22 protein-coding genes, 1 tRNA gene, 1 pseudogene and 1 other annotated feature are annotated in these 22417 nt (G+C 55.5%); of the genes and pseudogenes, 10 read left to right on the forward strand and 14 right to left on the reverse strand.

Annotated elements, in window-relative coordinates; all coding sequences use genetic code 11:
* A pseudogene (locus tag IQ273_RS13745) lies at positions 1-1006 on the forward strand (hypothetical protein); the annotation flags it as partial.
* Between the two features lie 450 nt (positions 1007-1456).
* Positions 1457-2764 (forward strand): DUF3747 domain-containing protein, encoded by a 1308-nt coding sequence (locus tag IQ273_RS13750; protein WP_313898108.1) that lies wholly within the window; start codon positions 1457-1459, stop codon positions 2762-2764.
* Positions 2765-2849: 85 nt separating this feature from the next.
* Here the strand turns inward: IQ273_RS13750 and IQ273_RS13755 are convergent, their stop codons facing one another.
* Entirely contained in the window at positions 2850-3710 is an 861-nt protein-coding gene (locus IQ273_RS13755) for a methyltransferase domain-containing protein (RefSeq protein WP_194023747.1), read from the reverse strand.
* Between the two features lie 140 nt (positions 3711-3850).
* On the opposite strand from IQ273_RS13755, the gene IQ273_RS13760 reads away from it, so the two are divergent.
* Positions 3851-5185, forward strand: a complete 1335-nt coding sequence (locus tag IQ273_RS13760) for a TrkH family potassium uptake protein (protein WP_194023748.1) — start codon at positions 3851-3853, stop codon at positions 5183-5185.
* A gap of 20 nt (positions 5186-5205) precedes the next feature.
* Here the strand turns inward: IQ273_RS13760 and IQ273_RS13765 are convergent, their stop codons facing one another.
* The 9 genes from IQ273_RS13765 to rplS all read right to left on the reverse strand — a co-directional run bounded on the left by IQ273_RS13765 (position 5206) and on the right by rplS (position 9838).
* Positions 5206-5403 carry a hypothetical protein gene (locus tag IQ273_RS13765; protein ID WP_194023749.1) on the reverse strand — a complete coding sequence of 66 codons (198 nt, stop codon included), beginning with the start codon at positions 5401-5403 and terminating at the stop codon, positions 5206-5208.
* Between the two features lie 216 nt (positions 5404-5619).
* Positions 5620-6027 (reverse strand): 50S ribosomal protein L7/L12, encoded by a 408-nt coding sequence (rplL, locus tag IQ273_RS13770; RefSeq protein ID WP_194023750.1) that lies wholly within the window; start codon positions 6025-6027, stop codon positions 5620-5622.
* Positions 6028-6086: 59 nt separating this feature from the next.
* Positions 6087-6647, reverse strand: coding sequence for a 50S ribosomal protein L10 (gene rplJ / locus IQ273_RS13775; RefSeq protein WP_194023751.1), 561 nt, complete (start codon positions 6645-6647; stop codon positions 6087-6089).
* A gap of 80 nt (positions 6648-6727) precedes the next feature.
* Positions 6728-6887: a sequence feature (ribosomal protein L10 leader region), on the reverse strand.
* A gap of 68 nt (positions 6888-6955) precedes the next feature.
* The gene (gene rplA, locus IQ273_RS13780; protein WP_194023752.1) at positions 6956-7669 is read right to left on the reverse strand and encodes a 50S ribosomal protein L1; all 714 of its coding nucleotides are present in this window, start codon (positions 7667-7669) and stop codon (positions 6956-6958) included.
* 87 nt (positions 7670-7756) lie between these two features.
* Positions 7757-8182 carry a 50S ribosomal protein L11 gene (gene rplK / locus IQ273_RS13785; protein WP_194023753.1) on the reverse strand — a complete coding sequence of 142 codons (426 nt, stop codon included), beginning with the start codon at positions 8180-8182 and terminating at the stop codon, positions 7757-7759.
* 3 nt (positions 8183-8185) lie between these two features.
* Positions 8186-8890 carry a transcription termination/antitermination protein NusG gene (gene nusG, locus IQ273_RS13790; RefSeq protein ID WP_194023754.1) on the reverse strand — a complete coding sequence of 235 codons (705 nt, stop codon included), beginning with the start codon at positions 8888-8890 and terminating at the stop codon, positions 8186-8188.
* On the reverse strand, positions 8890-9135 hold the full coding sequence (secE, locus tag IQ273_RS13795; RefSeq protein ID WP_194023755.1) for a preprotein translocase subunit SecE: 246 nt from the start codon (positions 9133-9135) through the stop codon (positions 8890-8892). Before secE ends, nusG begins: the two co-directional genes overlap by 1 nt.
* Positions 9136-9356: 221 nt before the next feature.
* A tRNA-Trp gene (locus IQ273_RS13800) sits at positions 9357-9429 on the reverse strand.
* A 43-nt stretch (positions 9430-9472) separates the two neighbouring features.
* Positions 9473-9838, reverse strand: a complete 366-nt coding sequence (rplS, locus tag IQ273_RS13805) for a 50S ribosomal protein L19 (RefSeq protein ID WP_194023756.1) — start codon at positions 9836-9838, stop codon at positions 9473-9475.
* A 182-nt stretch (positions 9839-10020) separates the two neighbouring features.
* On the opposite strand from rplS, the gene IQ273_RS13810 reads away from it, so the two are divergent.
* The 6 genes from IQ273_RS13810 to IQ273_RS13835 all read left to right on the forward strand — a co-directional run bounded on the left by IQ273_RS13810 (position 10021) and on the right by IQ273_RS13835 (position 17163).
* A complete protein-coding gene (locus tag IQ273_RS13810; RefSeq protein WP_194023757.1) occupies positions 10021-12279 on the forward strand; it encodes a GAF domain-containing protein in 2259 nt (752 codons plus the stop codon).
* A 66-nt stretch (positions 12280-12345) separates the two neighbouring features.
* A complete protein-coding gene (locus IQ273_RS13815) occupies positions 12346-13014 on the forward strand; it encodes a DUF2301 domain-containing membrane protein (protein ID WP_194023758.1) in 669 nt (222 codons plus the stop codon).
* 291 nt (positions 13015-13305) lie between these two features.
* Positions 13306-13665 carry a hypothetical protein gene (locus IQ273_RS33670; protein WP_228052997.1) on the forward strand — a complete coding sequence of 120 codons (360 nt, stop codon included), beginning with the start codon at positions 13306-13308 and terminating at the stop codon, positions 13663-13665.
* Positions 13666-13960: 295 nt separating this feature from the next.
* Complete coding sequence (locus IQ273_RS13825; protein WP_194023759.1) at positions 13961-14881, forward strand: PstS family phosphate ABC transporter substrate-binding protein; 921 nt, start codon at positions 13961-13963, stop codon at positions 14879-14881.
* 332 nt (positions 14882-15213) lie between these two features.
* Positions 15214-15954, forward strand: a complete 741-nt coding sequence (locus tag IQ273_RS13830) for a hypothetical protein (protein ID WP_194023760.1) — start codon at positions 15214-15216, stop codon at positions 15952-15954.
* 225 nt (positions 15955-16179) lie between these two features.
* Entirely contained in the window at positions 16180-17163 is a 984-nt protein-coding gene (locus tag IQ273_RS13835) for an energy transducer TonB (protein ID WP_194023761.1), read from the forward strand.
* Here the strand turns inward: IQ273_RS13835 and map are convergent.
* Positions 17136-17990: a type I methionyl aminopeptidase gene (gene map, locus IQ273_RS13840; protein WP_194023762.1), complete on the reverse strand. Its 855-nt coding sequence runs from the start codon at positions 17988-17990 to the stop codon at positions 17136-17138. The genes IQ273_RS13835 and map overlap by 28 nt on opposite strands.
* A 247-nt stretch (positions 17991-18237) precedes the next feature.
* Positions 18238-19146: a cation diffusion facilitator family transporter gene (locus tag IQ273_RS13845; protein WP_194023763.1), complete on the reverse strand. Its 909-nt coding sequence runs from the start codon at positions 19144-19146 to the stop codon at positions 18238-18240.
* Positions 19147-19523: 377 nt separating this feature from the next.
* Between IQ273_RS13845 and IQ273_RS13850 the strand changes: the two genes are divergently transcribed.
* Complete coding sequence (locus IQ273_RS13850; RefSeq protein WP_194023764.1) at positions 19524-20390, forward strand: PEP-CTERM sorting domain-containing protein; 867 nt, start codon at positions 19524-19526, stop codon at positions 20388-20390.
* A gap of 16 nt (positions 20391-20406) precedes the next feature.
* Here the strand turns inward: IQ273_RS13850 and rpmB are convergent, their stop codons facing one another.
* Positions 20407-20643: a 50S ribosomal protein L28 gene (rpmB, locus tag IQ273_RS13855; RefSeq protein ID WP_194023765.1), complete on the reverse strand. Its 237-nt coding sequence runs from the start codon at positions 20641-20643 to the stop codon at positions 20407-20409.
* A gap of 89 nt (positions 20644-20732) precedes the next feature.
* The coding region (locus tag IQ273_RS13860; protein ID WP_194023766.1) for a M48 family metallopeptidase at positions 20733-22417 on the reverse strand (1685 nt) is incomplete at its 5' end.

The raw sequence follows: 22417 nt of genomic DNA on the forward strand, positions 1-22417 counted from the left end.
GGATATTGCCGGTCGCACCGCTCCCCCCCGGGAAATGCCCATTCTGACCCTGCCGCGCGGCGGTGCTGCCTTACCCCCTAAGATTTACTACCCCTCTCCCCACGAGGCGGCGGCGCATCAGCCTACGCTGCCCCCTGTAGGTCGGCTTAAACCCTATCCTACAGCGGCTCCCAATCCTGCTACAGAGGCCGGATCAGGTGCTCCGGCCCGCGAAACTGCCCCTGGCTTAAACCCTAACCGAGGGCTGAGCCTACCGCCGCTTTCAACCCCTTCCCAGGCTGCTGACCCCCTAGCCGCATTGAATAACCAGCCCCCTGCCTCTAGCCGCCAGCCCAGTGGGCAAGAGCCGCAGCTCATTTCTCACGAAGCCATGGGGTTCAAAGACTTAAAGCTGCAAGACCGCTTTTGGGCCAGGTTGAATGAGCTAGCGGTCAATCTCCAGCAGGAGGCCCTAGACAATCGTCCCGAGGCCATCGAGGCTGAGCCAGTTGTGGTAGACGAGGTCAGCGAGACCCCGCCGGAGTTTATTCCCTTTGCTGGCGAAGTAGTGATCTACGAAGATGAAGACCCCGCTCTCACGACTGTCAAGACAGCTGAAGCGATGGTGTTTGAAGCGTCTGATACAGAAGTCACCCCTGAAGCGATTACTCCACCCATGCCCATCTTGGTATTGCCCGAGGGTGACCTGATCGCTGGCGAACCTGTCTTGGTGACTCTACGGGTGCCGTTTCATCCCAACCGCCTGTACCTCAAGGTTTGGATTACTGATCCTCAGACTCGCAGCCTCGCCGATGAACCCCGTCAGGTGATGAATCTGCTGCCCAACGGGCAGGGACAGTTAGAAGGTAACCTACAGCTGACGGTGCCCCTGGGCTGCCTAGAGGCCCGGTTTGAGGCCATTTCTGTCGATATGGTGACCCAGCAGGAGAGCTATAAAGCCTCCGTCAGCCGCGACATTACTCTACCTGGCCTGACCTCGCCGGGGCTAGATGAGTTTCAGCTCTAGGCTGCGGAGTAGACTATACGTCAGCGGCAGTAGTAAAACCGTAAGGTTTTGCAACGAATCCCAGGAAATCCCGCAAAGAGTAGGGTTGTATACCAGGGATGACCCTACAATAAATGGCGGCTTTTCTAGGCTGACTAGGCCCATTAGCCCTCCAGCTATAGGACTGGTTCAGGCTCGGAAAGTTTCGGTCGTTGCCTTAGGGCACGGTCGTTTGACCCCTGGCTAATTTAGGTTTTTGGGGCTTGGGCAAATCAAACTCATAATTCTAATGTTGAGCCGTTAACCCGTGCTATCAGCCAGTCTGGTAAGTGGTTGAGGTGAGACTTCGCCCCCGATTGCCAGGGCTTAAGGTAGAGAAATCATCCCCACATCACAAACCGCTATCTACTATCTAGGAAACTAGGACGGGTGACAATGAATCCTATGTCGAAGCTTAAAGCAGCTGCACTGGTGGCAGCCACTCTTGGGGTGCTTGGTGGGGCCGGTCAGGCTGTTGCCCAAAACCGTACCCCAGTTCAGCCCATGGTGCGCGAGACAGGCACGCTACTAGCGCAAACCTTTGGCAACACTGATATCAATGCGAATAACTTTCTGGTGGTAGCTGTGCCTGGCAGTACGGCGCAGCCCTATCGGCTGTACATCGTAGAACAGCTTCAGCCCAATCCCCCCTGCTGGACAATCGCTAATCCCGGCGGCGAGCCCACTCAAGTCAATGCGCTGTGGAACACCTTTGACTTTACCGGCGTTTGTCGTCTGCAGCGCGATACCAACGGCTATGCTATTCGTCTGGCAGGCCAAGACTTGTCAGGGGCTCGATTTGAGGTCAACCAGCGAGATGGCGACTTGCTGCTACAGTTTGCTCCTAGTACTATTTCGCGCAATCGCATTACCATTGGCCGCGCCAACGGCATCAGCCCTACCGGTTTTACCCAACTCGATCTCAATCCCGGTTGGTCGCTGACCAAACGCACGTTTAATGATCAAATTGTCAGCTCTCATCTGGTGTATTTCACCAATGACCTGACCCTGGCCCAGTTACAGGGCGGTGAAACCGGTGGTGGTACGCCTCCGGTTACTCCACCCGTTACGCCCCCGACCCTGGCTTTCAACGACATTCGGGGCAACCGCTACGCGTCTGAAATCACTCGCGCCGCTAGTCTAGGGGTGATCTCAGGGTTCCCTGAGGACAACACTTTCAGACCCACTGCGCCGCTGACTCGAGAGCAGGCCGTTTCGGTCGTCATTGAAACCGCATCGAGAATTCTGCCGACATCGGTGATTGCCCAGGCTGATCAACAGGTGTTTAGGGCTCCGTTCCCCGATGTGGCGGCTAATCGGTGGAGTGCTCTTAAGATTCGTCAGGCTCAGCAGCTGGGCTTTGTCAGCGGCGATGCTGGTACCGGCAACTTCCGACCCACTGACAATGTCTCCCGAGCCGAGCTAATGGCCATGATGTATCGGGTGGCTCAGGTGCGGGCCAACGCTGGGGCCGGTGACACCACTAGCACTAGTCCCGTGCCAGGGCTCGATCCAGCGACTGGGGGGTTAGTACCTAATATCGCCAACCCATCCAACTTCACCGACATCAACGGTCACTGGGGGGCCAATGCAATTAGGCAAATGGCCGCTTACTGTGCGATCGCCACTCCGCTTAACGAAACCGGCACCAACTTTGCTCCCAACACGAATGCATTGCGCGACTACACTGCCGCCGCTGCCGTTCGGGCCATCGACTGCCCCGCCGCCCGACCCCAGTAGGGCTACGACTACCAGAGCAGAGACAACGCGTTAGTTCTAGGGTGAGCACCTGTGGGTGCTCACCTTTTTTTCGGTTTGCGATCGCCTAGCGCACTGCGCACAGCAGTCCGTAGCGAATCAGGCCGCTCTGGAGCCCCTGACGCATAGGGCCTAGCGCTAGCGCCCCCTGGAGGGTGCCAGGGCCGGCCTTCACTAGCCCTGCTAGACCCTCAGGGGTGAGAGCCGAGGCGATCACCTCATCCCAAAAAGGGGCCACAGCTAGCGACCAGTCGGCGCTGTGTAGGTGGCTAAACCCGCAGCTGTGCGCGATCGCCTCGTAGTCAGGCAGGGCAATGACGTAGGGCAGTCCGTAGACCTGATAAATCCAGCTGAGCTGCTGCTGCTCTAGCCAAGTCAATGGCCCCGCTAGTGAATAGGTAGGGCGATGGCACCAGGTTGCCATCAGTAATTTGCCTCCCGGCTTTAGCACTCGGTAGCACTCCTGCAAAAAGGTCACCTTGTCGGGCATGTGCTCGCCGCTTTCCATTGACCATACGAAGTCAAAGCTTTGGTCTGCAAAGGGAGTTTGTAGCGCATCGGCCACCTCAAAACGAGCGCAGGGAGGTGTGTCTTCGCCCAAATTTGCTGCGGTAGCCCGCTCTGTCGCTCGCTGAATCTGCACCGGGCTCAGGGAAATACCGGTGACCCTGGCATTAAACCGGGTTGCCAGTTCCAGCGCACTGCCACCAATGCCGCAGCCGCAGTCCAAGATATCGGTCGCCTGGGTAACCCCTGCCCAGGCCAAACACTCGTCGATCAAATCAATCTGGGCCTGGCGGCGATTTTTGCGCTGACGCCCATCCGGGCCGTAGTAGCCATGGTGCATGTGCTCGCCCCAGATCTGCTCCCACAGCCCCGACGAGTCGTCATAAAACGTCTGAACTTTTTTGTGCAACGTATTGACCATGTCGATCCGGGGCTAAAGAACAGTGCCCCACAGGGGCTTAACGGGTTAAATCTTCCGCTATATTGGCTGAGAGCGTCAACTCGTGGAAATATAGGGTTGCCTTTATCCTCCGTGTTTTGCGGAATGTTCAGCTTATGCAGATGACGGTTCCGCGCACCATATGCCTTGGTTTTTTAGTGCTCATAACCGTGGGTACCCTACTGCTGCTGCTGCCCTTCGCCACCGCCAGCGGCGATTGGAATGACCCTTTGGTGGCCTTTTTTACGGCAACCTCCGCTGTCTGCGTGACGGGGCTGATTGTAGTCGATACTGGTAGCTACTTTTCAGCCTTTGGAGAAGCCGTTATTCTCACGCTAATTCAGGTGGGGGGGCTAGGCTACATGACTGCTAACACTTTTTTGGTGCTCCTGCTGGGACGACGGCTGGGGCTGCGGGAGCGATTGGCTATTCAGCAGTCAATGGATAACACCGCCCTGGCGGGGGGCAAGTCGCTGGTTCTCTCCATCATTGCCATGACGCTTGTCTTTGAGCTAACTGGTCTGTTTTGCCTCTACCCCGTGTTTAGCCAAGACTATGGGGCAGCCTATGGCCTGTGGTTATCGGTATTTCACAGCATCAGCGCCTTTAATAATGCTGGCTTTAGCCTATTTGAAGACAGCCTGGTCGGCTATGCTCTCAACCCCTGGGTCAATGCAATTATCACAGCGTTAGTGATTGTTGGCGGCATTGGCTATCAGGTAATTATGGAATTGCTTAATTGGCTGCGCAACCGCATTGAGGGCAATCGCTGCCGAGGCCTATTTTCCCTCAACTTTAAAGTCGTTACCAGCACTACAGCGGTGCTGTTGGCCATAGGCACGCTAGCCTTCTTTGTCATCGAGTACCAAAATCCAGACACGCTAGGGCCAGTAGAGCCCCACTATAAGCTGTTGATGGCCTGGTTTCAGTCTGTTATTGCGCGTACTGCCGGGTTCAATACCATCGACATTGGGGCAATGGGGAACGCCTCGCTATTCATCATGATTGCTCTCATGTTTATTGGAGCCAGCCCTGGCAGCACGGGCGGTGGGATTAAAACCACCACAATTCGCATTTTGATTGCCTGCACCCGGATGGCCCTGCAGGGCAAAGAGCAGGTGCTCTGTTTTAGGCGGCAAATTCCGACTAGCCGGGTGCTGAAAGCGATCGCAGTAGTCGTGGGCTCAGGTATAGCCGTTGTTGCCGCTACCGCCCTGGTTGCCGTTAGCAACCCTACCCTAAACTTTATCGAGATTCTCTTTGAATCGGTTTCCGCCTTCGCTACCGTAGGGCTTTCCACCGGCATTACTGCCGATCTTTCTGATATCGGTAAATACGTGATTATTTTTACAATGTATCTGGGTCGTGTCGGGGTGTTGTTGTTTATGGGGGCGCTACTAGGTGACTCTAAACCCTCGGCGATTCAATACCCTGAAGAAGAACTCTTGATTGGCTAAAAGCGCTTAATCCTCAGTCACTACACAGCAAAAAGGGGAGCTATTGGCTCCCCTTTTTGTAGTTCTTGGGATGGTTCCTGCTTGGGGCGATCGCTGAGGTACCGACGCAGAGTTTGCTGTCGTTTTTGCAACTGCCGCTGGCGAGCGGTGCCGCCTCGTCCCTTGTGGTTACGGCCCGGTCTACGAGGCGACTCCCACCGCTTTAAGTGTTGTGCCATGGTCGTTCTCCTGTGCACTGTAAGCACATCACAGGTGCATAATGGGATAAATTACATCCCAACTTTGTATCTCTTTTAATCATACTACTGTGCTTGAAGGCTGCTGTAAGGCAGATTACTCACTGTTGCAGTATGAGAATACCCTCCGTTAAAAAAAAGACCCTCATCCTAGGACGAAGGTCATTTTTACGGTTAATTTAACGCAATGGCGTCAACCTATTTGACAGTGACCTTACCGCCAGCTTCTTCAATCTGCTTCTTGGCGTCTTCGGCATCTTCTTTAGTAACGGCTTCCTTAATGGCCTTAGGAGCTGCTTCCACCATTTCTTTGGCTTCTTTCAGACCCAGCCCGGTCAGACTGCGCACTACCTTAAGAACAGCGATCTTCTTATCAGCGGGCACTTCGTCAAGAACGACATCAAATTCGGTCTTTTCTTCTTCGGGCTCAGCCGCAGCTGCGCCAGCACCACCCATCATGCCGGGGGCCATCATCATCATGCCGCCGCCTGCGGAGGCAGAGGCGTCAACGCCGAAAGCTTCTTCAATTTGCTTAACTAGCTCAGATGCTTCAAGCAGAGATAGAGACTTAAGCTGTTCGAGAATTTCGTCAGTTTTAGCAGACATAGTTACCAGTTGACTCCTAGTAGAAAAACAATCAAACAGAAAAAACGTGACAGACGAGCTTAGGCTGCGTCTTTTTCGGAGACCGCCTGAATAGCACGAACCAGAGATGCAGGCACCTCTTTGACACCCACTGCCAGTTGGGTCGGCACGGCATTGATACCCACCGCCACGCGGGTCGGCATCGCCTTAATGGCCCCGGCCAGACGAGCCATGAGCTCTTCTTTCGTGGGTAGCTCGGTAATGGCCTTAATTTGGTCTTCGCTTAGGGCCTGACCTTCCATGACACCGCCCCGAAGGGTAGTTTTTTTGGTGTCTTTTTGGAACGCCTGGTATTCCTTAATGGCTCCGCCAAAATCTTCTTTGACCAGCACAAAGGCTGAAGAATCTCTGAGGAACTCAGTGATGGGTTGCCAGTTGTCGTTGCCGTCAACAGCAATCCGCATCAGCGTATTCTTAGCAATTTTGCAAACCGCGCCCTTGGGCCGTAGCCGGTTGCGCAGGTTGCTAATCTCAGCCACAGTCAGACCTTTATAGTCAATTACAAAGGCTAGCTGGGCGTCGTCGAGCAGGGCCTGAATTTCGGCCACCAACTCTTTCTTATTCGCTAGGGTTCTCCCCATATCGATCTCACCTCCTTTTAGTTGGGGATAGGGAAACTTAAGTACCCAATCCAGGACTTGGCCATGCTGGTGTCAGCAATAGTGGCAAAAATAAACCCCGACAACCATGCCGGGGTTAGACCAATCACCAAACGTGCTTAGCGTAAAGCAAAAGCACGTTAGTCATTACGTCAACCTCGGCAGGGTTTATGCATCGCCTTGGCTAGCACCTGCTGTCTACGGTCTTTTATGCTGTTTTTGGGGATTATTTCAGCCGATTGGTCTCCTGGTGTATCTGGGGTAAAACTTGAATTGCCTGGTTAAATTACCTAGGGAGCATCGCCCGTTTTGAAATCGCGCAGAGCGTTAACATCTAGGCGAATGGCAGGCCCCATGGTAGAGGTGATGGTCACAGTCCGCCAGTAACGTCCTTTCGCACCGGAAGGACGGTTGCGATCCACAGTCTCTTGCAGAGCCTTGAGATTGACCAGTAGATCTTCAGCACTAAAATCTACTTTACCAAACATAACATGGACGATGCCGGTTTTGTCGGCCCGAAACTCTAGTTTACCGGCTTTAAACTCGCTGATAGCCTGGGGTAGATCAAAGGTGACTGTACCCCCCTTTGGGGAGGGCATTAGGCCGCGGGGGCCAAGTTGCCGACCCAGCTTGGCCACCTGAGGCATGACATCGGGAGTGGCAATTAGAACGTCAAAGTCCATCATGCCCTTTTGAATTTCGTCAATGAGTTCTTCAGAACCCACCAAGTCAGCTCCGGCAGCGGTAGCCTCAGCCACCTTCTCACCCTTAGCGATAACGGCAACTCGAACGGTCTGCCCGGTGCCCTTAGGCAAAATAACCGTTGTCCGCAGCTGCTGGTCGGTGTATTTGGGGTCGATGCCCAAACGAATGTGGGCTTCTGCCGACTCAGTAAACTTGGCGGTAGCCGTTTCTTTGAGCAGTTCTAGGGCTTCTAGGGGCTCATAAAAACGGTCTTCTACTTTGGCCTGAGCTTCCCGCAGGCGCTTAGATATCTTAGCCATGGTTAATCTCCTTGGGGTCAAACGAAGCGGTGCCTCTTCCCCGTAAATGTGAACAATCAGACGTTGGTCTAGAACGAAACCTTTGATCTAGTCGCCGACGGTAACGCCCATATTGCGAGCGGTACCCTCAACAATATTCATCGCGGCCTCAATGTCATTGGCGTTGAGGTCGGGCATTTTGGTCTCGGCGATCTCTTTGAGTTGGGCACGAGTGATAGAGCCCACTTTCTGGGTACGGGGTTCGCCTGAACCACGCTCAATACCAGCCGCCTTTTTAATTAATACTGAGGCAGGCGGGGTTTTAAGGATGAAGGTAAAGCTGCGATCTTCAAAGACCGAGATCTCAACCGGTATCACCAGACCCACTTTGTCCTGGGTACGGGCGTTGTACTCTTTGCAGAAGGCCATAATGTTAACCCCGTGCTGACCCAGGGCTGGACCGACAGGGGGAGCTGGGTTTGCCTTTCCAGCAGGAAGTGCCAGCTTAATCAGCGCTACAACTTTCTTCGCCATTAATTAACTCTCTTTTTCCACTTGGTTAAATTCCAGTTCTACTGGAGTGTCACGTCCAAAGATGGACAGCAGCGCCTTGAGCTTGCTGCGCTCGGGGCTAACTTCCACCACCTCGCCCTCGAAGTCTTTGAAGGGACCTGAGAGCACGGTGATTTTGTCTCCAGGGGCCATGTCGACCTTGACCACGGGCTTTTGCTCTTCGGTGCGCTTGAAAATGCGCTTCACCTCGCTCATGCCGAGGGGCATGGGCTTGACATGGCCGCGACCGCGACCATAGGCTCGACGCTGCTCAGCACCTACAAAGTTGATGACATGGGGAGTGTTCTTAACCACTGACCAAGCTTCATCATCCATGTACATGCGCACCAGGACATAGCCAGGAAAGACCTTTTCGTCGATATTCTGGCGACTTCCATCTTTGCGGAGCTTGATCGCTGGGGTCTGGGGAATCTCAACTTGGAAAATGCGATTGACTACATCTAAGGTATTGACGCGCTGCTCGAGGTTGAGCTTTACACGCTTTTCGCAACCAGACGCCACTTGCACGGCATACCACCGGGCTTTGCGCTGGTAGAAACGGGCTGCTTCGCCTTCATTGCCTTCTTCTGTTGCAGGCCCAGAGCCTGGCTCTGGAGACTCGGCCTCTAGATGCTCATCTAAAGGCTCGTCGAGAGGAGCGTCGTCGTAGTTGAAGTTTTCAAGCGCCATTAGAATACTTGCCCCGAAATCCACCCAAATAGCCGGTCAACCAGATAGATCAGGGTCGCAGAAAGGCTAACCATGAGAATGACAGCGGCAGATTCGCTAATTAACTGCTGTCGGCTCGGCCAAACCACTTTGCCTAACTCTTCTTTGGTGCCCTGCAAAAAGGTACCGACATTAAAGCCTTGCTCGGCAACCTGGGTATCTGCGGCCTTACCCTTAGACTCTACGGCGGTGTCTTTCTTAACCACTGGTTTGGCTCCTGTTGGCGCTTGTCCGAACTGTCTAACTGGGAGAATGAACCGATAATGTTGACCTAACTAGGCAAAAGAGAAAATTTAGTAAACTAAATGGTAGCGACTAAAACCCCTGGCCTAATTAACAAGTGTAAGGCAGTGACAATACCCACCGCTTTGGACTGTTTTAGAACTAAAACACCATTGCCTTGGGAATTGCCGCCGCCACACTTCAGCGCGCCCTGGAGGACTCGAACCCCCGACATCGGGTTTTGGAGACCCGCGTTCTACCAACTGAACTAAGGACGCATGGAGCCAGGTGCTTAGCACCAAAACTCAGCTATACCCAATTCTAGTTGATTGGGCGGTCAAAACGCTGCTTCAGGCGAGTAGCTTTACCAACGCGATCGCGGAGGTAGTAGAGCTTGGCCCGACGAGCCTTACCACGACGCATCACGGTGATGTTGGCTACCTTAGGGGCATGGAGCAGAAACACTCGCTCGACGCCTACCCCTTGGAAAATCTTTCGCACCGTGATGGAGCGATTGATGCCGCCATTGCGCATGGCAATGACGGTGCCCTCGTAGGGCTGGATTCGCTCTTTACCACCTTCTTGAATACGCACGCCAACACGAATGGTGTCACCGACGTAGATGGTGGGCAGATCGGTCTTTAACTGCTCCGCCTCAATTGAGCGGATGATTTCCTCTGCGTTCATAGGACCTGCAAATGTGCACGGTCTACGATTATAGACTATGGGGGCGTTAAGTCATAGTCTGTTTTAAGGTTTTTCTGTAAGTGATTTTTTGTTTGGTTGAATGGGGTATTCTCGCCTGGCTCTGGGCATAGTGTTTACAGAGCATACGCCCCTTTCTCTCGCCCCCTCTTTCTCCACCGGATATGTCTACCCTGCCCCTTGACTCTATGCCGCCGGGAGAGCAGCCTAGTCTCGATTTCGCTGCCGATGCTCCCTGGGAGATGTCCTGGGAGATGTTGGATGCGATCGCGGCTCCACTGTGGATAACGGACCAGCATCACCGCTGGATTTTTCTCAACGCGGCCTGTACCCCACTGGTCGGTAACAATCGCTCAGCTCTAATAGGGCAGCGGGAAATGGATGTGCTGCCGCTAGGGGTAAGCCAGGAAGTGATGGCGGCAGGGCAGCGAGCTGTGGCCAGTGGTGAAGCGCAGCCCTTTGCGGTAGAAATGACCGATGCCGCTGGAGACTACCGCCGCTTGACGGCGACGACCTGGCGCTTTTTTGCCCCCGATGGTGAACTGCGGCTGATGGTCAGCCTGCAGGATGTTACCCCCTTGCATCGAGTTGAGCAAACGCTGCATCGCCAGTCGGAGCGAGAGCGGCTGCTAGGGGCGATCGCCCAGCATCTTTTGCAGTCTCTTAATTCTGAGGATCTGCTGCAAACAACGGTTAACGAGGTGCGCCGCTTCTTGCGCATTGATCGGGTGCTGTTCTACAGCTTTGACCCCGCCTACAACGGGGTAGTGGCCGAGTCAGCTAGCAGCACGATGGCCGGATCAGCAATGGCCCAGATCGACTTGAGTTTTACGCCTGCCGATCTAATGCGCTATCGCCGGGGAGAAATGGAAGTCATAGATGACATTACTACGGCTCACCTGCCCGCGTCCTATTTGGCTAAGTTTGACCAGGCCCAGGTCAAAGCCTGTCTGATTATGCCGATTGTAGAGGCGGAATCACTCTATGGCTTGGTATGTGCTCTCGACTGTAGTGGTCCGCGCCCCTGGGCGGCTTGGGAAATTGAAACCCTGCGAGAAGTCGCGACTCAGGTGGGAGGGGCGATCAAGCAGGCTCGTCTTTACCACCAGGTGCAGCGGCTCAACACCGACCTGGAACAGCAGGTGGCCCAGCGCACCGAGCAGCTGCAAACGGCACTGGAGTTTGAGGCCACCCTTAAACGCATTACCGACCGGGTGCGCGACAGTCTGGATGTAAACCAGATTATGCTAACGGCGGTGAAAGAACTGACCGAAGCCCTCGACGTGAAGGGTTCGAATACGTCGCTTTACGACCTGGAACAGGGCACATCGACAATTTATTACGAGTACAACAGCTCTAGCCCTTCCTACCAGGGTCGGGTGGCTCAGATGGAGGCATTCCCGGAGGTGTATCACCAGCTGCTGGACGGCCAGTACTTTCAGTTTTGCTCGGTGGAGCCAAACCCGGTGCGGGGTTATGTCGCTATGCTGGCCTGCCCAATTGTGGATGATCGCGGTGTGCTGGGCGATCTGTGGCTGATCAACGATCGCGATTACGGCTTTAATGACATTGAGATTCGTCTGGTACAGCAGGTGGCAAACCAGTGCGCGATCGCGATTCGTCAGGCGCGGCTGTACCAGGCGGCTCAGTCGCAGGTGGCCGAGCTAGAGCGGCTTAACACCCTCAAAGATGACTTTCTCAGCACGGTTTCCCACGAGCTGCGCACCCCGGTAACCAGCATGCGGGTAGCGCTGCAGTTGTTAGGGGTAACCCTCAACCAGGAGTTTGACCTGACCGCCGACCTGCAAAAACCGAGAGCTGAGCAGACGCGGATTGGCCGCTACTTCAGCATTTTGCAGGAGGAGTGCGAGCGCGAAATTAGCCTGATCAATGACTTGCTTGACCTGCAGCGACTGGACGTAGGCAATCACCCAATTCAGCCTGAGCCGATTTTGCTCGGTACCTGGCTAGCCAGCTGGATTGATAGTTTTGTAACCCGGGCTAAAAGTCGCGACCAGACCCTAAAACTTGTAGTCGCCCCGGCCCTGCCGATGTTGTATACCGATCTGGCTAGTTTGGAGCGGGTGCTGGCAGAGTTGCTCAACAACGCCTGTAAGTACACCCCTCCTGGTGAGCAAATCACCCTGGATGTTTCGGCCCACCCCGATTCTCCTGCCGACCAGGTAGCCATTGCCCTCACCAATACCGGCGTTACGATTCCGGCTGAGGAAATGCCTCGCATCTTTAACAAGTTTTACCGCGTTCCCAGCGCCGACCCTTGGAAACAGGGCGGTACTGGTCTGGGCTTGGCCCTGGTTAGAAAGCTGGTAGTTCACTTGGGAGGCGATGTGAAGGTCACCAGTGATGAGAATCGGACCTGCTTTACCATTGCTTTGCCTATTCAGACGGCCCTGACTCGATAGGCCCTGACCTGATAGGCCCTGACCCGATAGGATAAGAACAGGTTTTCTCATCCTACGGTGAACGTTATGGATAGCGCTGTCAATGAAACTCCAGTGGTCTATTCAGGACAGTTTGGTGACTACACTATTACTCCAGCCGATCGCCAGGGGGTAGTGCTTTACCGCGCTGGCTTAATGGTGGCGGCACTGGCCTTTGGGGCAGGGGCTGCGATCGCGCTTTTCTCTAACCAAAACTCGACTTTGGTGCAGGCCATTAGCGCCCTCTACACGCTGTTTTGGCTGGGCCTGGGGTTGAGTTTGGCCACTATTCATATCTATTTAGTGCCTCTGCACCGACTATTGCAGGGAGTTTGGCTGGTGGGGGGGCTGGCGTCGTTGGCGCTCTCCCACGGCATTGATGGCCCTCTGGCCCAAACGGTAATGGCAACTCCTGCGGTGCTCTGGGGAATAGGTTTTACCTTCGTTGCGCTCACCGGTATTTTCTTCAAGGAAGCCTTTTGCTTCGATCGCCTAGAGACTAAGCTGCTGACCCCACTGGTACCGCTGCTGCTGCTAGGGCATTTGGCGGGCTGGCTACCTCTGGGTGTGGAGCAGGGATTGCTGGCGGCCTGGGCCGTTTTATTTTTGGTGTTTGCCCTACGCAAAGCCGTGCAGCCCATCGTGCCCGATATTGGCGATAAGTCGGTGTTTACCTACCTAAAGCAGCAGCGCTCGACGCCTCCAAGCCTCGGTTAGCCCTTTGGTAACTGTGCTTTAGAGGCAGCCTGACCTGAGCACCTGCGCATTTATACTGATATGCAAGGTGTTGAGACGATTCTGGTGGGTTAGTTGCTGATCAGGATTGTTTTGGCGTTGGTAGCTAGGGGTTACCAACACCTTTAGCCTGAACGTCACGACTAGAACTGGAGCACCATGAGCATTACTCCTGGCCCCATTGGGGCCTCATCTTCTGTCAATTACTCAGGGGACTATTCAACAGAACTGTGGCCTTTGAGTTCGTTGTTCTCGAACCCTGTTCGCAACTCATTGAGTAACGACCCCTGGGCTAGAGCGCTGTTTACGACCAGCCAAAGGGCTGCCGCTAAAAAGCGACCGCGCCGTCTCAATCGCCCCTATGCTGCCTCAGGGTCTAGCGTTTCTCAAAGGGCTGGAGTACCTGGCGTAGGGATAGCTGTACCGTCTCCCTACTCCCTGGCAGAGGCCGCGCCTCAGCTGGCGAACCCGTTGGCCCCCCTGCGCGATCGCGATCGCCAGGCCCTGGGAGACATGTTTGCCCATGACCAGATGGCGGTCATTGAAGCCGATATTCTCCATCGACTGAGTCATTTAGTGCCTGAACCGACCTGGGATGTTGAACCCTACGAGTTTTTGAAGGAGTTTTTGTAGCGCTGATCGAGTATCGTCCGCCGCGCATTGGCCACCGCTATAGTGGGGCAAATCTGCTGCTGTAATTAAGATCTGGACAGCGGTAAAACAGCTTTAGATATTCTCAAAAACGGTTGAAATAATGTTGTTTAAAGAGGTTTAGTCCGATTTAGAAAGGAAAACTGACAACTGATTAATAGCCCTTAAACTTTTCTGAATCTAATCTTACCGCTGGCATCAGGCTTTCTTAGGATTAGGGCTATACGCTCTCTAATGGCGAATTCGATAGTGTTTAGTACGCCACGGAGAGTGTTGTATGGTTCTCAGTCGACAAAAATTCAACCGCTATGCGTTAGCCGGGGTGTTTGCTGCCACTGTGGCAGCGGGTGTTGCTGCTCCTAGCGCACTGTCCCAAAATTCAATTATTCAAGTCGATGGTTCTAGCACAGTCTTCCCCATCAGCGAAGCCATGGCTGAAGAATTCATGGCTGCAAATCGTGGCACTCAGGTTACCGTTGGGGTATCGGGTACGGGCGGTGGCTTTAGCAAGTTTTGTGCTGGTGAGCTAGATATTACTGGTGCATCTCGCCCCATCAAATCGTCTGAGGCTGAGGCCTGTACCGCCGCTGGGATTGAGTACATTGAAGTACCTGTGGCCACCGACGCGCTGACGGTTGTGATTAACCCAGATAATACCTGGGCCGAGGAGATGACCTCTGAGCAGCTCAAGATGATGTGGGAGCCCGCCGCTGAGGGCACTATCACCCGCTGGAATCAGATCGATCCCAGCTGGCCCAATGCCCCCATCGACCTGTTTGGCCCCGGTACCGACTCCGGTACCTTTGACTACTTCACCGATGAAATTGTCGGAGAATCGGGCGCAAGCCGGGCTGACTACACCGCTAGCGAAGATGACAACATCTTGGTTCTGGGTGTGTCTCGCGATACCAACGCTTTGGGCTACTTTGGTCTGGCCTACTACCTGGAGAACCAGGATACTCTTAAGGCGGTCGCGGTGGATGGTGTTTTGCCTACACCGGAGAACGTCGAGAATGGCACCTACGTTCCTCTTTCTCGCCCTATATTCCTATATGTGAAGAAGTCTAGCTTGGAGAGCAGTGACGAAGTGCGCTCTTTCATGGAGTTTGTGCTCGACAACGCAGCTGAGATTGTGCCCGAGGTCGGCTATGTACCTCTATCTGAGCAGCGCTACGAGGCAATTTTGGCTGAGCTGTAAGTTTCGCTAGTTTTGGCGCGATTGCCCTCTGAGCCCACTTTGTGACCACTGTCTATTTCGCAAAGCCCTTGGGAATTAACCGCATTCCCAAGGGCTTTACGGCGACTACTGCCCGTTGTCCCAAAACGGTTGCAGCCGCTGACGCCTCATCATCCATGAAAGCTATGACGATTAGGGAATCTGTAGAAGCGCCTCAACCCGCTCAGGTCAGTCCATCAGTACCCCAGAGACCTGGACCCCGCTATTCAAGGCGTCTGATTCAGGCTAAATGGCTGTTGGCCCCCTTGCTAGGTCTATCCCTGGTGCTGCACGGTCTGTTGCTGATAGTTCCAATGCCTTCTCGTCCTATTCCAGAGGTAGAAGAAGATCCTGCTGCCGAAGAGGAGTTTGTCGATCTGTTGAGTATCAGCAGCCTGCCCGAGGTCGAGCCGGAGCCGATAGAGACTCCACCGGCGGTGGAAGCTGTCCCACCGCCGGCTGCGGCGGCACCGACTGCCCCAACGCAGCCAGTCATTCCTGAGGTATATTCAAGCACTCCACCCCCTGATGCCAATTCAGCCGAGCCGCTTCCTCCGGCAGAGGATGCGTTTACGTCTGACCCCCAGCCGGAGCCACCCACAAACGTTGTCCAGGACGAAGACGCGCTCGAAATTTTTAGCCGCCTCACGCGCGGCTCTGGGGAGAGCGATTTTGACTCGACAGCGACCTCCTTTCCAGCGATCGCCTACCTGATCCGTGGAGGCATTGGTGAATGGTCGCCCGCCGAACAGAGCTGCTTTTTCACCCAAATTAGCGATGCCGACTACCGCCTTCAACCTAGCGCGGTGTCGCTGCGTTATTTGACGCGCAATGTTCAACTCATTGAGACTCAGGATATTCCTCGTACTTTTCCAGCGCCTCAGTTCCAGGTGGGTAAAGTGGACGGTGGCTACTGCGATCGCCCCTTGTTTCAGGTGTTAAGAGAGGGCCAGCCTTACCTTTTTGTGTCGCTGGTGGGGATTGGGGTGGGTGCCCCTGGACAACAAGCGTCCGGGCTGGTAATTATCTGGTCTAGCGATCCCCGGACTGGCTAAACCGCTGTTATAGCCATCGCCACGAAGGTTAGGACATTTCCACTGGCAACCCATAGGCGATGGCTATACGCTAGTTCGCTACCCCAGGTTTGGCTACAGGCGGTCAGTACTGTCCTAAGCGAACTGGCCAACACTATATAACCAGTGCCTGGCAACTTCTCCTGCCATCTTGGTGGGATGACTGAATAATAGGTAATGACAATACAACGTTCCCCTCTGGTTGGTATGACTACTCGCTTTGCCCCGCCCGATCGCGCTCGACCCCGATGGCAGATTCTGCTAGCCCCTATGCTCCTGGCCTCGCTAGGTCTGCACGGACTGTTGCTCATGCTGCCTGTAGGACCATCGGATGTAGTGATTCCTCCTCCCGACCCTGAGCAAGACAGTGTAGCGATCACCCGTGTGCCTCCGGCGGGTACCCCTGAGGCGGCTGCAACTCCGACCTCAGCGGCAGCACCAGCGACAGTAGGTACTGCCGCAGCCCTCGCTCAGCCGCAGCCAGTACTGCAAAATACCCCTGCACCCAGACCAGCCCAGACAACCCCTGCACCCAGTCGGCCCCGAGTGGGTGCAGCTCGACCGGCTGCCCCAACTAACAATGTGGCTCAGCCCAGTGCTCCGGCGGCCAGTACGCCCCCTGCCGATTCGGTTACGTCCTCTGCTCCACCGTCCGCTCCGGCCTCTAGTCAGCCGCTGTTTGAGGGGGATTTGGGCGATCGCCTGCGTACCTACGTCGCTGGGCTCAACCTTCCTGCAGAGCGAGTTGAGCAGCTGCGGGCCGCCATTCTCCAGCGGGTTACTTACACCGCCGAGGCCACCACCGCTGCCGCCTTCGAGCAGAACCTGAGCCAGTGGCAATCGACCATTCGCGCCGACACCGGATTGACTACCCTTACCCCAGAGCCAGCCCCGACGGAGCTAGACGTCACCTACTACCAGCGGGCTTGCCTTTCAGAATCACCAGGGCCAGTGCAGGCGGGGGTGTTGGTTAGCCCTAGTGGCTCTACCCGCAGCCAGCCAGTGGTGCTTCGCAGCTCCGGCTACGGCGCGGTAGATGACCACGCCCTGCGTGCTGTGACCTCCCATCAGTTTCCCCCCAGCAGCGAGGCCAGGGCCTACACCGTCACCGTAGACACTGAACTGCGGGGCCAGGCCGACTGCCTCACGGTTGATACCCTGGCTCAGGAGGCCAGCGCCACGGGCACCTGAGCGCGATCGGTAAGAATCTCATAGCCAGTTTCGCTGACTAGCACCGTGTGCTCAAACTGGGCTGACAACGAGCGATCGACGGTTACCACTGTCCACTGGTCTTTCAGGGTGCGGGTTTGCTTTGACCCAGCGTTGAGGATGGGTTCGATCGCCAGCGTCATGCCGGGCCGCAGCTTCATGTTGGGCAACTGTCGGGTGCGAAAGTTAAATACCGAGGGCGCTTCGTGCAGGTTGCGGCCCACCCCGTGTCCAGTGAAGTCTTCTACAACGGCAAAACTATAGCTGGCAACGCAGTCTTCGATCGCCCCAGCAATGTCCAGCAGCGTGTTACCGGGCTTCACCTGGGCAATGCCCGCGTAGAGAGCCGCCTCCGCTGCCGTCATCAGCTGTTTGGCCTGGGCTGATACCTCACCCACCGCAATGGTGATGCACGAGTCGCCGTGAAAGCCGTTGTAGTAGGCCCCGGTATCGACCTTGAGCAGGTCGCCTCGACGAATCACCTGCCGCTTGTTGGGAATACCATGCACCACCTGGTCATTAATACAGGCGCAAATCGAGGCCGGAAAACCATGGTAGCCCTTAAAGCTAGGAGTCGCCCCCATCTCGCGAATACGTGTTTCGGCGTGGGCATCGAGGTCGGCGGTGGTCATACCCGGCTGTACCAGAGCCTGGATCTCTTTTAGCACCGTAGCCACAATGCGAGCCGCCTCGCGCATAATCTCCAGCTCAGCTTCGCTCTTGAGTTCGACTCCCCGCACGCGACGGCTGCGCTTGGGCAGGGTCGTCTGGTCAGCTCGACCGGGAATCAGATTGGTCAAAAAGTTCATAAATGGTTCGCAACGGGATCAAGGCTCTTGCCCCTTCACCAGTGTAATCTGTCAGCGCTCAGGATGAGTCTGCCACGGCTTCACAGAGGAGGCTAGTAGACAGCGGCATAAGTATGACGACTATTGCCAATCGCAAGGGAGCAGGGGAGCTAGGGAGCCAAGCGAGCCGGAATGGTGGGCATATTTCAGCCGTCGGGTACTAGAGGTACTGAATGCTAGTCTTCGCTTTGCCCGTACTTCCCCTCACCTAATAGGTGATCTCTTCCTCGGTGTACTCACGAGGCTCGACGTGAATAGTAATTCGGGCCGGGCCGTAGACTTGCTCTAGACGGTCTTCAACGGCTTCGGTGACGGTGTGGGCGGCCCGCAGCTCGGTGGGCTTGACCACCAGATGCATGTCAATAAACACCTGCCGCCCCAGCAGCCCCCGCGAGGCAATGCTGTGACAGTTGACCACGCCGGGCACCTGCATGACCTGGGCGTGAATGGCCTCCGGGTCGATCGCCATTTCATCGACCAGCCAGGGTAGGTTTTCGCGCAACACGGCCCACCCGCTCTTAAATACCAGCAGCGCCACCGGAAACGCCAGGGCCACATCTAGCCAGGCTAGCCCTTGCCAGACACCAATTAGCCCGGCTAGCACGACGATGGTGGTCCAAATGTCGCTCATGGTATGGCGAGCGTCGGCTATCAGAATTTTGCTGTTGAGAGCCTGACCCACCCGGCGTTCGTAAAAGGCAACAAAGATATTGATGCCCAGCACCGTGAGCATAATCCAGAGAGCGGTAGCACTCATGGTGACCTGGTTACCCCCTGAGACAACGCGCTCTACGGCACTTTTGAGAATTTCAAAACAGGCAATGCCCAAAAAGGCCGCCACGCCCAAGGCCCCGATCGCCTCAAATTTTTGGTGACCGTAGGGATGATCGCGATCGGGTTGGGGATCGGCCAGGCGGTTGGTGGCCAGGCCCAATACATTGTTGGCGCTGTCAGTAACGCTATGCAGCGCATCGGCCAGCAAGCTCAGCGACCCCGTTATCCAACCCACCGTAGCCTTAAGCCCTACTACCGCCAGGTTGAGGGCCAAGGTAATTAACAATACCCGCTGCACTGCCTGGCGATTGTCGAGAGTGGGCGTAGGGGGGCGATCGCTCATTAGTAAACCAGTAGGCAAAAACTAAAGCAGGCCAGGCAGCTAGGAATATTCTAGGAACACCTAAGCCTATCCCTGGGTCTACGTTACTGCTTGAGCGGTTGCTCGGAATACTCTGGTTTTTGCTAATAAAAGTAAATCGTGCGCGATCAAAAGCTCAGTATTCGGTTCTTTATGAGCAGCAACTCCGCTTATGATCGGTAAAGTTTGCTTAAGGATTCCGTAAATACCCTTAGGGATCGGATTCCAGAACCGAGGTGCCCTGACTAGTCTAGGAGTGAACGCGGCCGCTGTGTGCTTACAACCGTCTATCGGTGTCAACCTCCCAGCTAAATGGCCAAACCTGCCGTGACCTCTCGTTAACCCCTTTTGTATTCATCATGAAACATTGGTCGGCTATTACCCTACCCACTTTGGGTGTGACAGTGGCCCTGGCCACTGCCTTTACCCCAGGGCTGGCCGTAGCCGCAGACTTACTGCCCCCAGAGTTGATTGAGCTAACCGATGGCAACTCGACCTACCAAGCTGATCTGCTGCGCTTTAGCGAAGACCAATCGTGGCTAGTAGACGGTTTCGAGACGATATTTACCGATCTGTACTTTCTCAATCTTGGTAACAGCGCCGCCCCGCGTGAACTAAGGCTTGAAGATCTGCGATCGCTATCCTTTAGTCAGCCCGCTACCAATCGCTTCAGCGCTAGCTTCTCCACCTTTGGAGCCAATCTCAACTTCTCAATTAATTCTGTGCTGCTGGGGAGCATTCCGGGTAGCTACCGCGCTGCCCGCCAGGAAACCGTAACGCTTACTAACACCGGAACCGACTGGCTTGACGTCAGTCTGTTCAAGTACATCGACTACGACCTCCAGTTCGATGGCGTACTCGATAATGACACCGCCCTCTTCTCAAACAACACCTTTACTCAAACCGACTCTAGCGGGGCACGCGCTACTCTCACCGTTGACCAAGTTCCAACAGCGGTACAGATTAGCCCCTATGGTCAGCTGCTAGCTCAGCTATATAACTCTCCCGCCACCGGGCTGCAGCCTAACCCTGGTCCGTTTATCGATGGCGATGCCACCGCTGCCTTTCAATTTGATCGTGGCCTAGCCCCAGGCGAGTCGGTAGTGTTCAACTTTGTGATGACGGTACAGCGCCAGGCTACATCAAAGGCCGTACCTGAACCAGGCACGGCCTTTGCAATTAGTGTTGTGGCGGCGGGGCTGGCGCTACTGCGCCGCCGAAGCTAGCTAGCTCAAGCCAAATCTAGTACTTGTTTAGGTTGATACCGGCTTCTTTAGCCATGGCATCTAGGCCCTTAGATTGCAGGGTCTTGATAGCTTTAGTTGACAGACGCAGTTTTACCCAGCGCTTGCCCTGGGGCCACCACACCCGCTTCTCTTGCAGGTTAGCCTCCTGCAGGCGCTTGGTGCGACGGTGGGAGTGGGAGATCGCAAAGGCGTTGTTTGCTTTCTTCCCAGTCAATTCACAATGACGAGCCATGGGTTATTCTCCAACGGTAATCAAACGGCACAATAGCGCAGCTTTAAATTGTAGCAGAGGTGTTCGAAAAGATGACTATGGGGCTGGCATTATTTAAGGAAGGGCGGGGCGGGACAGTCAAGGGTAATGACTATGGCCCGCAGCAGGCCCATCTCGGCGGGGGTAACGTTATTGTCGGCTAGCACGGTGTGAGCACAGGCATCGACTATGGCCTGCTTGAGTTTGGGGCTGATCTGCTCTAGTCGGCCCAGGCTAGCGCTGATGTCGGCACTGCCGACAGAGGGCAACTGGTTAGGAGATGGGTGCTTTTTGGCCTCTGGCAGTTGCGAAAGACCCAGCTTCAGAGCATAGAGGGCATCTTCAGGACGGGTATGGCCAACCCGTGCTAGCAGAGCCAGCAGCGTGAGAGCATCGCCCCAGCAATCGCTCAGGGTATCGGTTGCTGTTCCTGGCGGCTGGGCCGAACCGCTAGACAACCGTTTGCGCAGAATGAGCTGCATTGGATAATTGGATAGCAGCAGCCGACCTCCGGGCTGACTCAGGGCCTGGGCCGTCTGCACAAACTGCTGCCCCGACTGCGGATCGAGCTGCTTCAGGGCGGGGATCAGCGCCTCTAGCAGCAGCAGGTCCTGTCCAGGCTCCAGGGAGCGGACGTAGTTGTAAAGCTGCCCTACCCGCTGTTTACAGTTTGGACCATAGGTAGCAGTCAAATACTCGATCTGCTGAGTTTGTAAAGCGGGCTTGGTACGCACCAGTAGGGCGTAAACCAGGTCGGCAGCACCATTGGGGTCCTGGAGGGCCGCCTTGACGGTAGGGGACAGTTGGGCAAGCAGCGATCGCACCTGGGCCAGCCGTCGCGCATCGGTAGTGCCTAGGGCAGTAATGAACTGATCCGCAGAGGGGGGTGCGATCGCAGTCGTCTCTCGCCGCACGGCGGTTTTCGTACTCCCCTGCAGCCCCATCACCAGCGACACTTCGGCTGAGGCTGGCGAGGCTGACGAGGCTTCTACTAGCGGAGAGCCTGCAGCAATAGGCACCTGGCCCAAGCGCCGCAGTCGTTCGCGCAGGGGCGGATGGGTGGCAAACCATCCACCCAAAAATGAAAGGCTACCATTGGCTTCACCAAAAAACAGGTGGCTGGCGGTTTCAGCCATCGGTGAGGTCACTGTAGACCCCGCCGAGAGTTGACCAATTTTGCGCAGCGCTCCGGCAATACCCTCGGGATTGCGGGTGTACTGCACCGCCGCCGCATCGGCCAAAAACTCATGCTCGCGGGACACAGCGCTCTTGATCAACCGCCCTCCCAGCACGCCCAGGTAGCCAATCACCAGCATGGCCAGGGCCGCTGCCAAAATCGCCCCGCCGCCTTTGTCGTCCTTTGATCGGCGCGATGAGCCACCGGAGTAGTAGCTCATGCGCAAAATCACGCGTCCGGTGATGTAGATCAGCAGTAGCCCGTGGATGACCCCGATTAGCTTTAGGTTGAGACCCATGTCGCCGTTGAGAATGTGGCTAAACTCGTGGCCGATTACCCCCTGCAACTCGTCGCGGCTGAGCTGCTCAAGGCAGCCGCGCGTGACCCCAATGACCGCATTGTCGGCGGTATAGCCTGCTGCAAAAGCATTGATGCCTGGCTCATCGTCGAGTAGATAAATGGCGGGAATTGGGGTACCCGAGGCCAGCGCCATCTCGCTGACGACGTTGACGAGGCGCTGTTCGGTGGGGTCAGTAGTCAGCGGATCGAGCTGTCGCCCGCCCAGCCCCTGAGCGACGC

Source organism: Nodosilinea sp. LEGE 07298 (assembly GCF_015207265.1).
Classification (GTDB): domain Bacteria; phylum Cyanobacteriota; class Cyanobacteriia; order Phormidesmidales; family Phormidesmidaceae; genus Nodosilinea.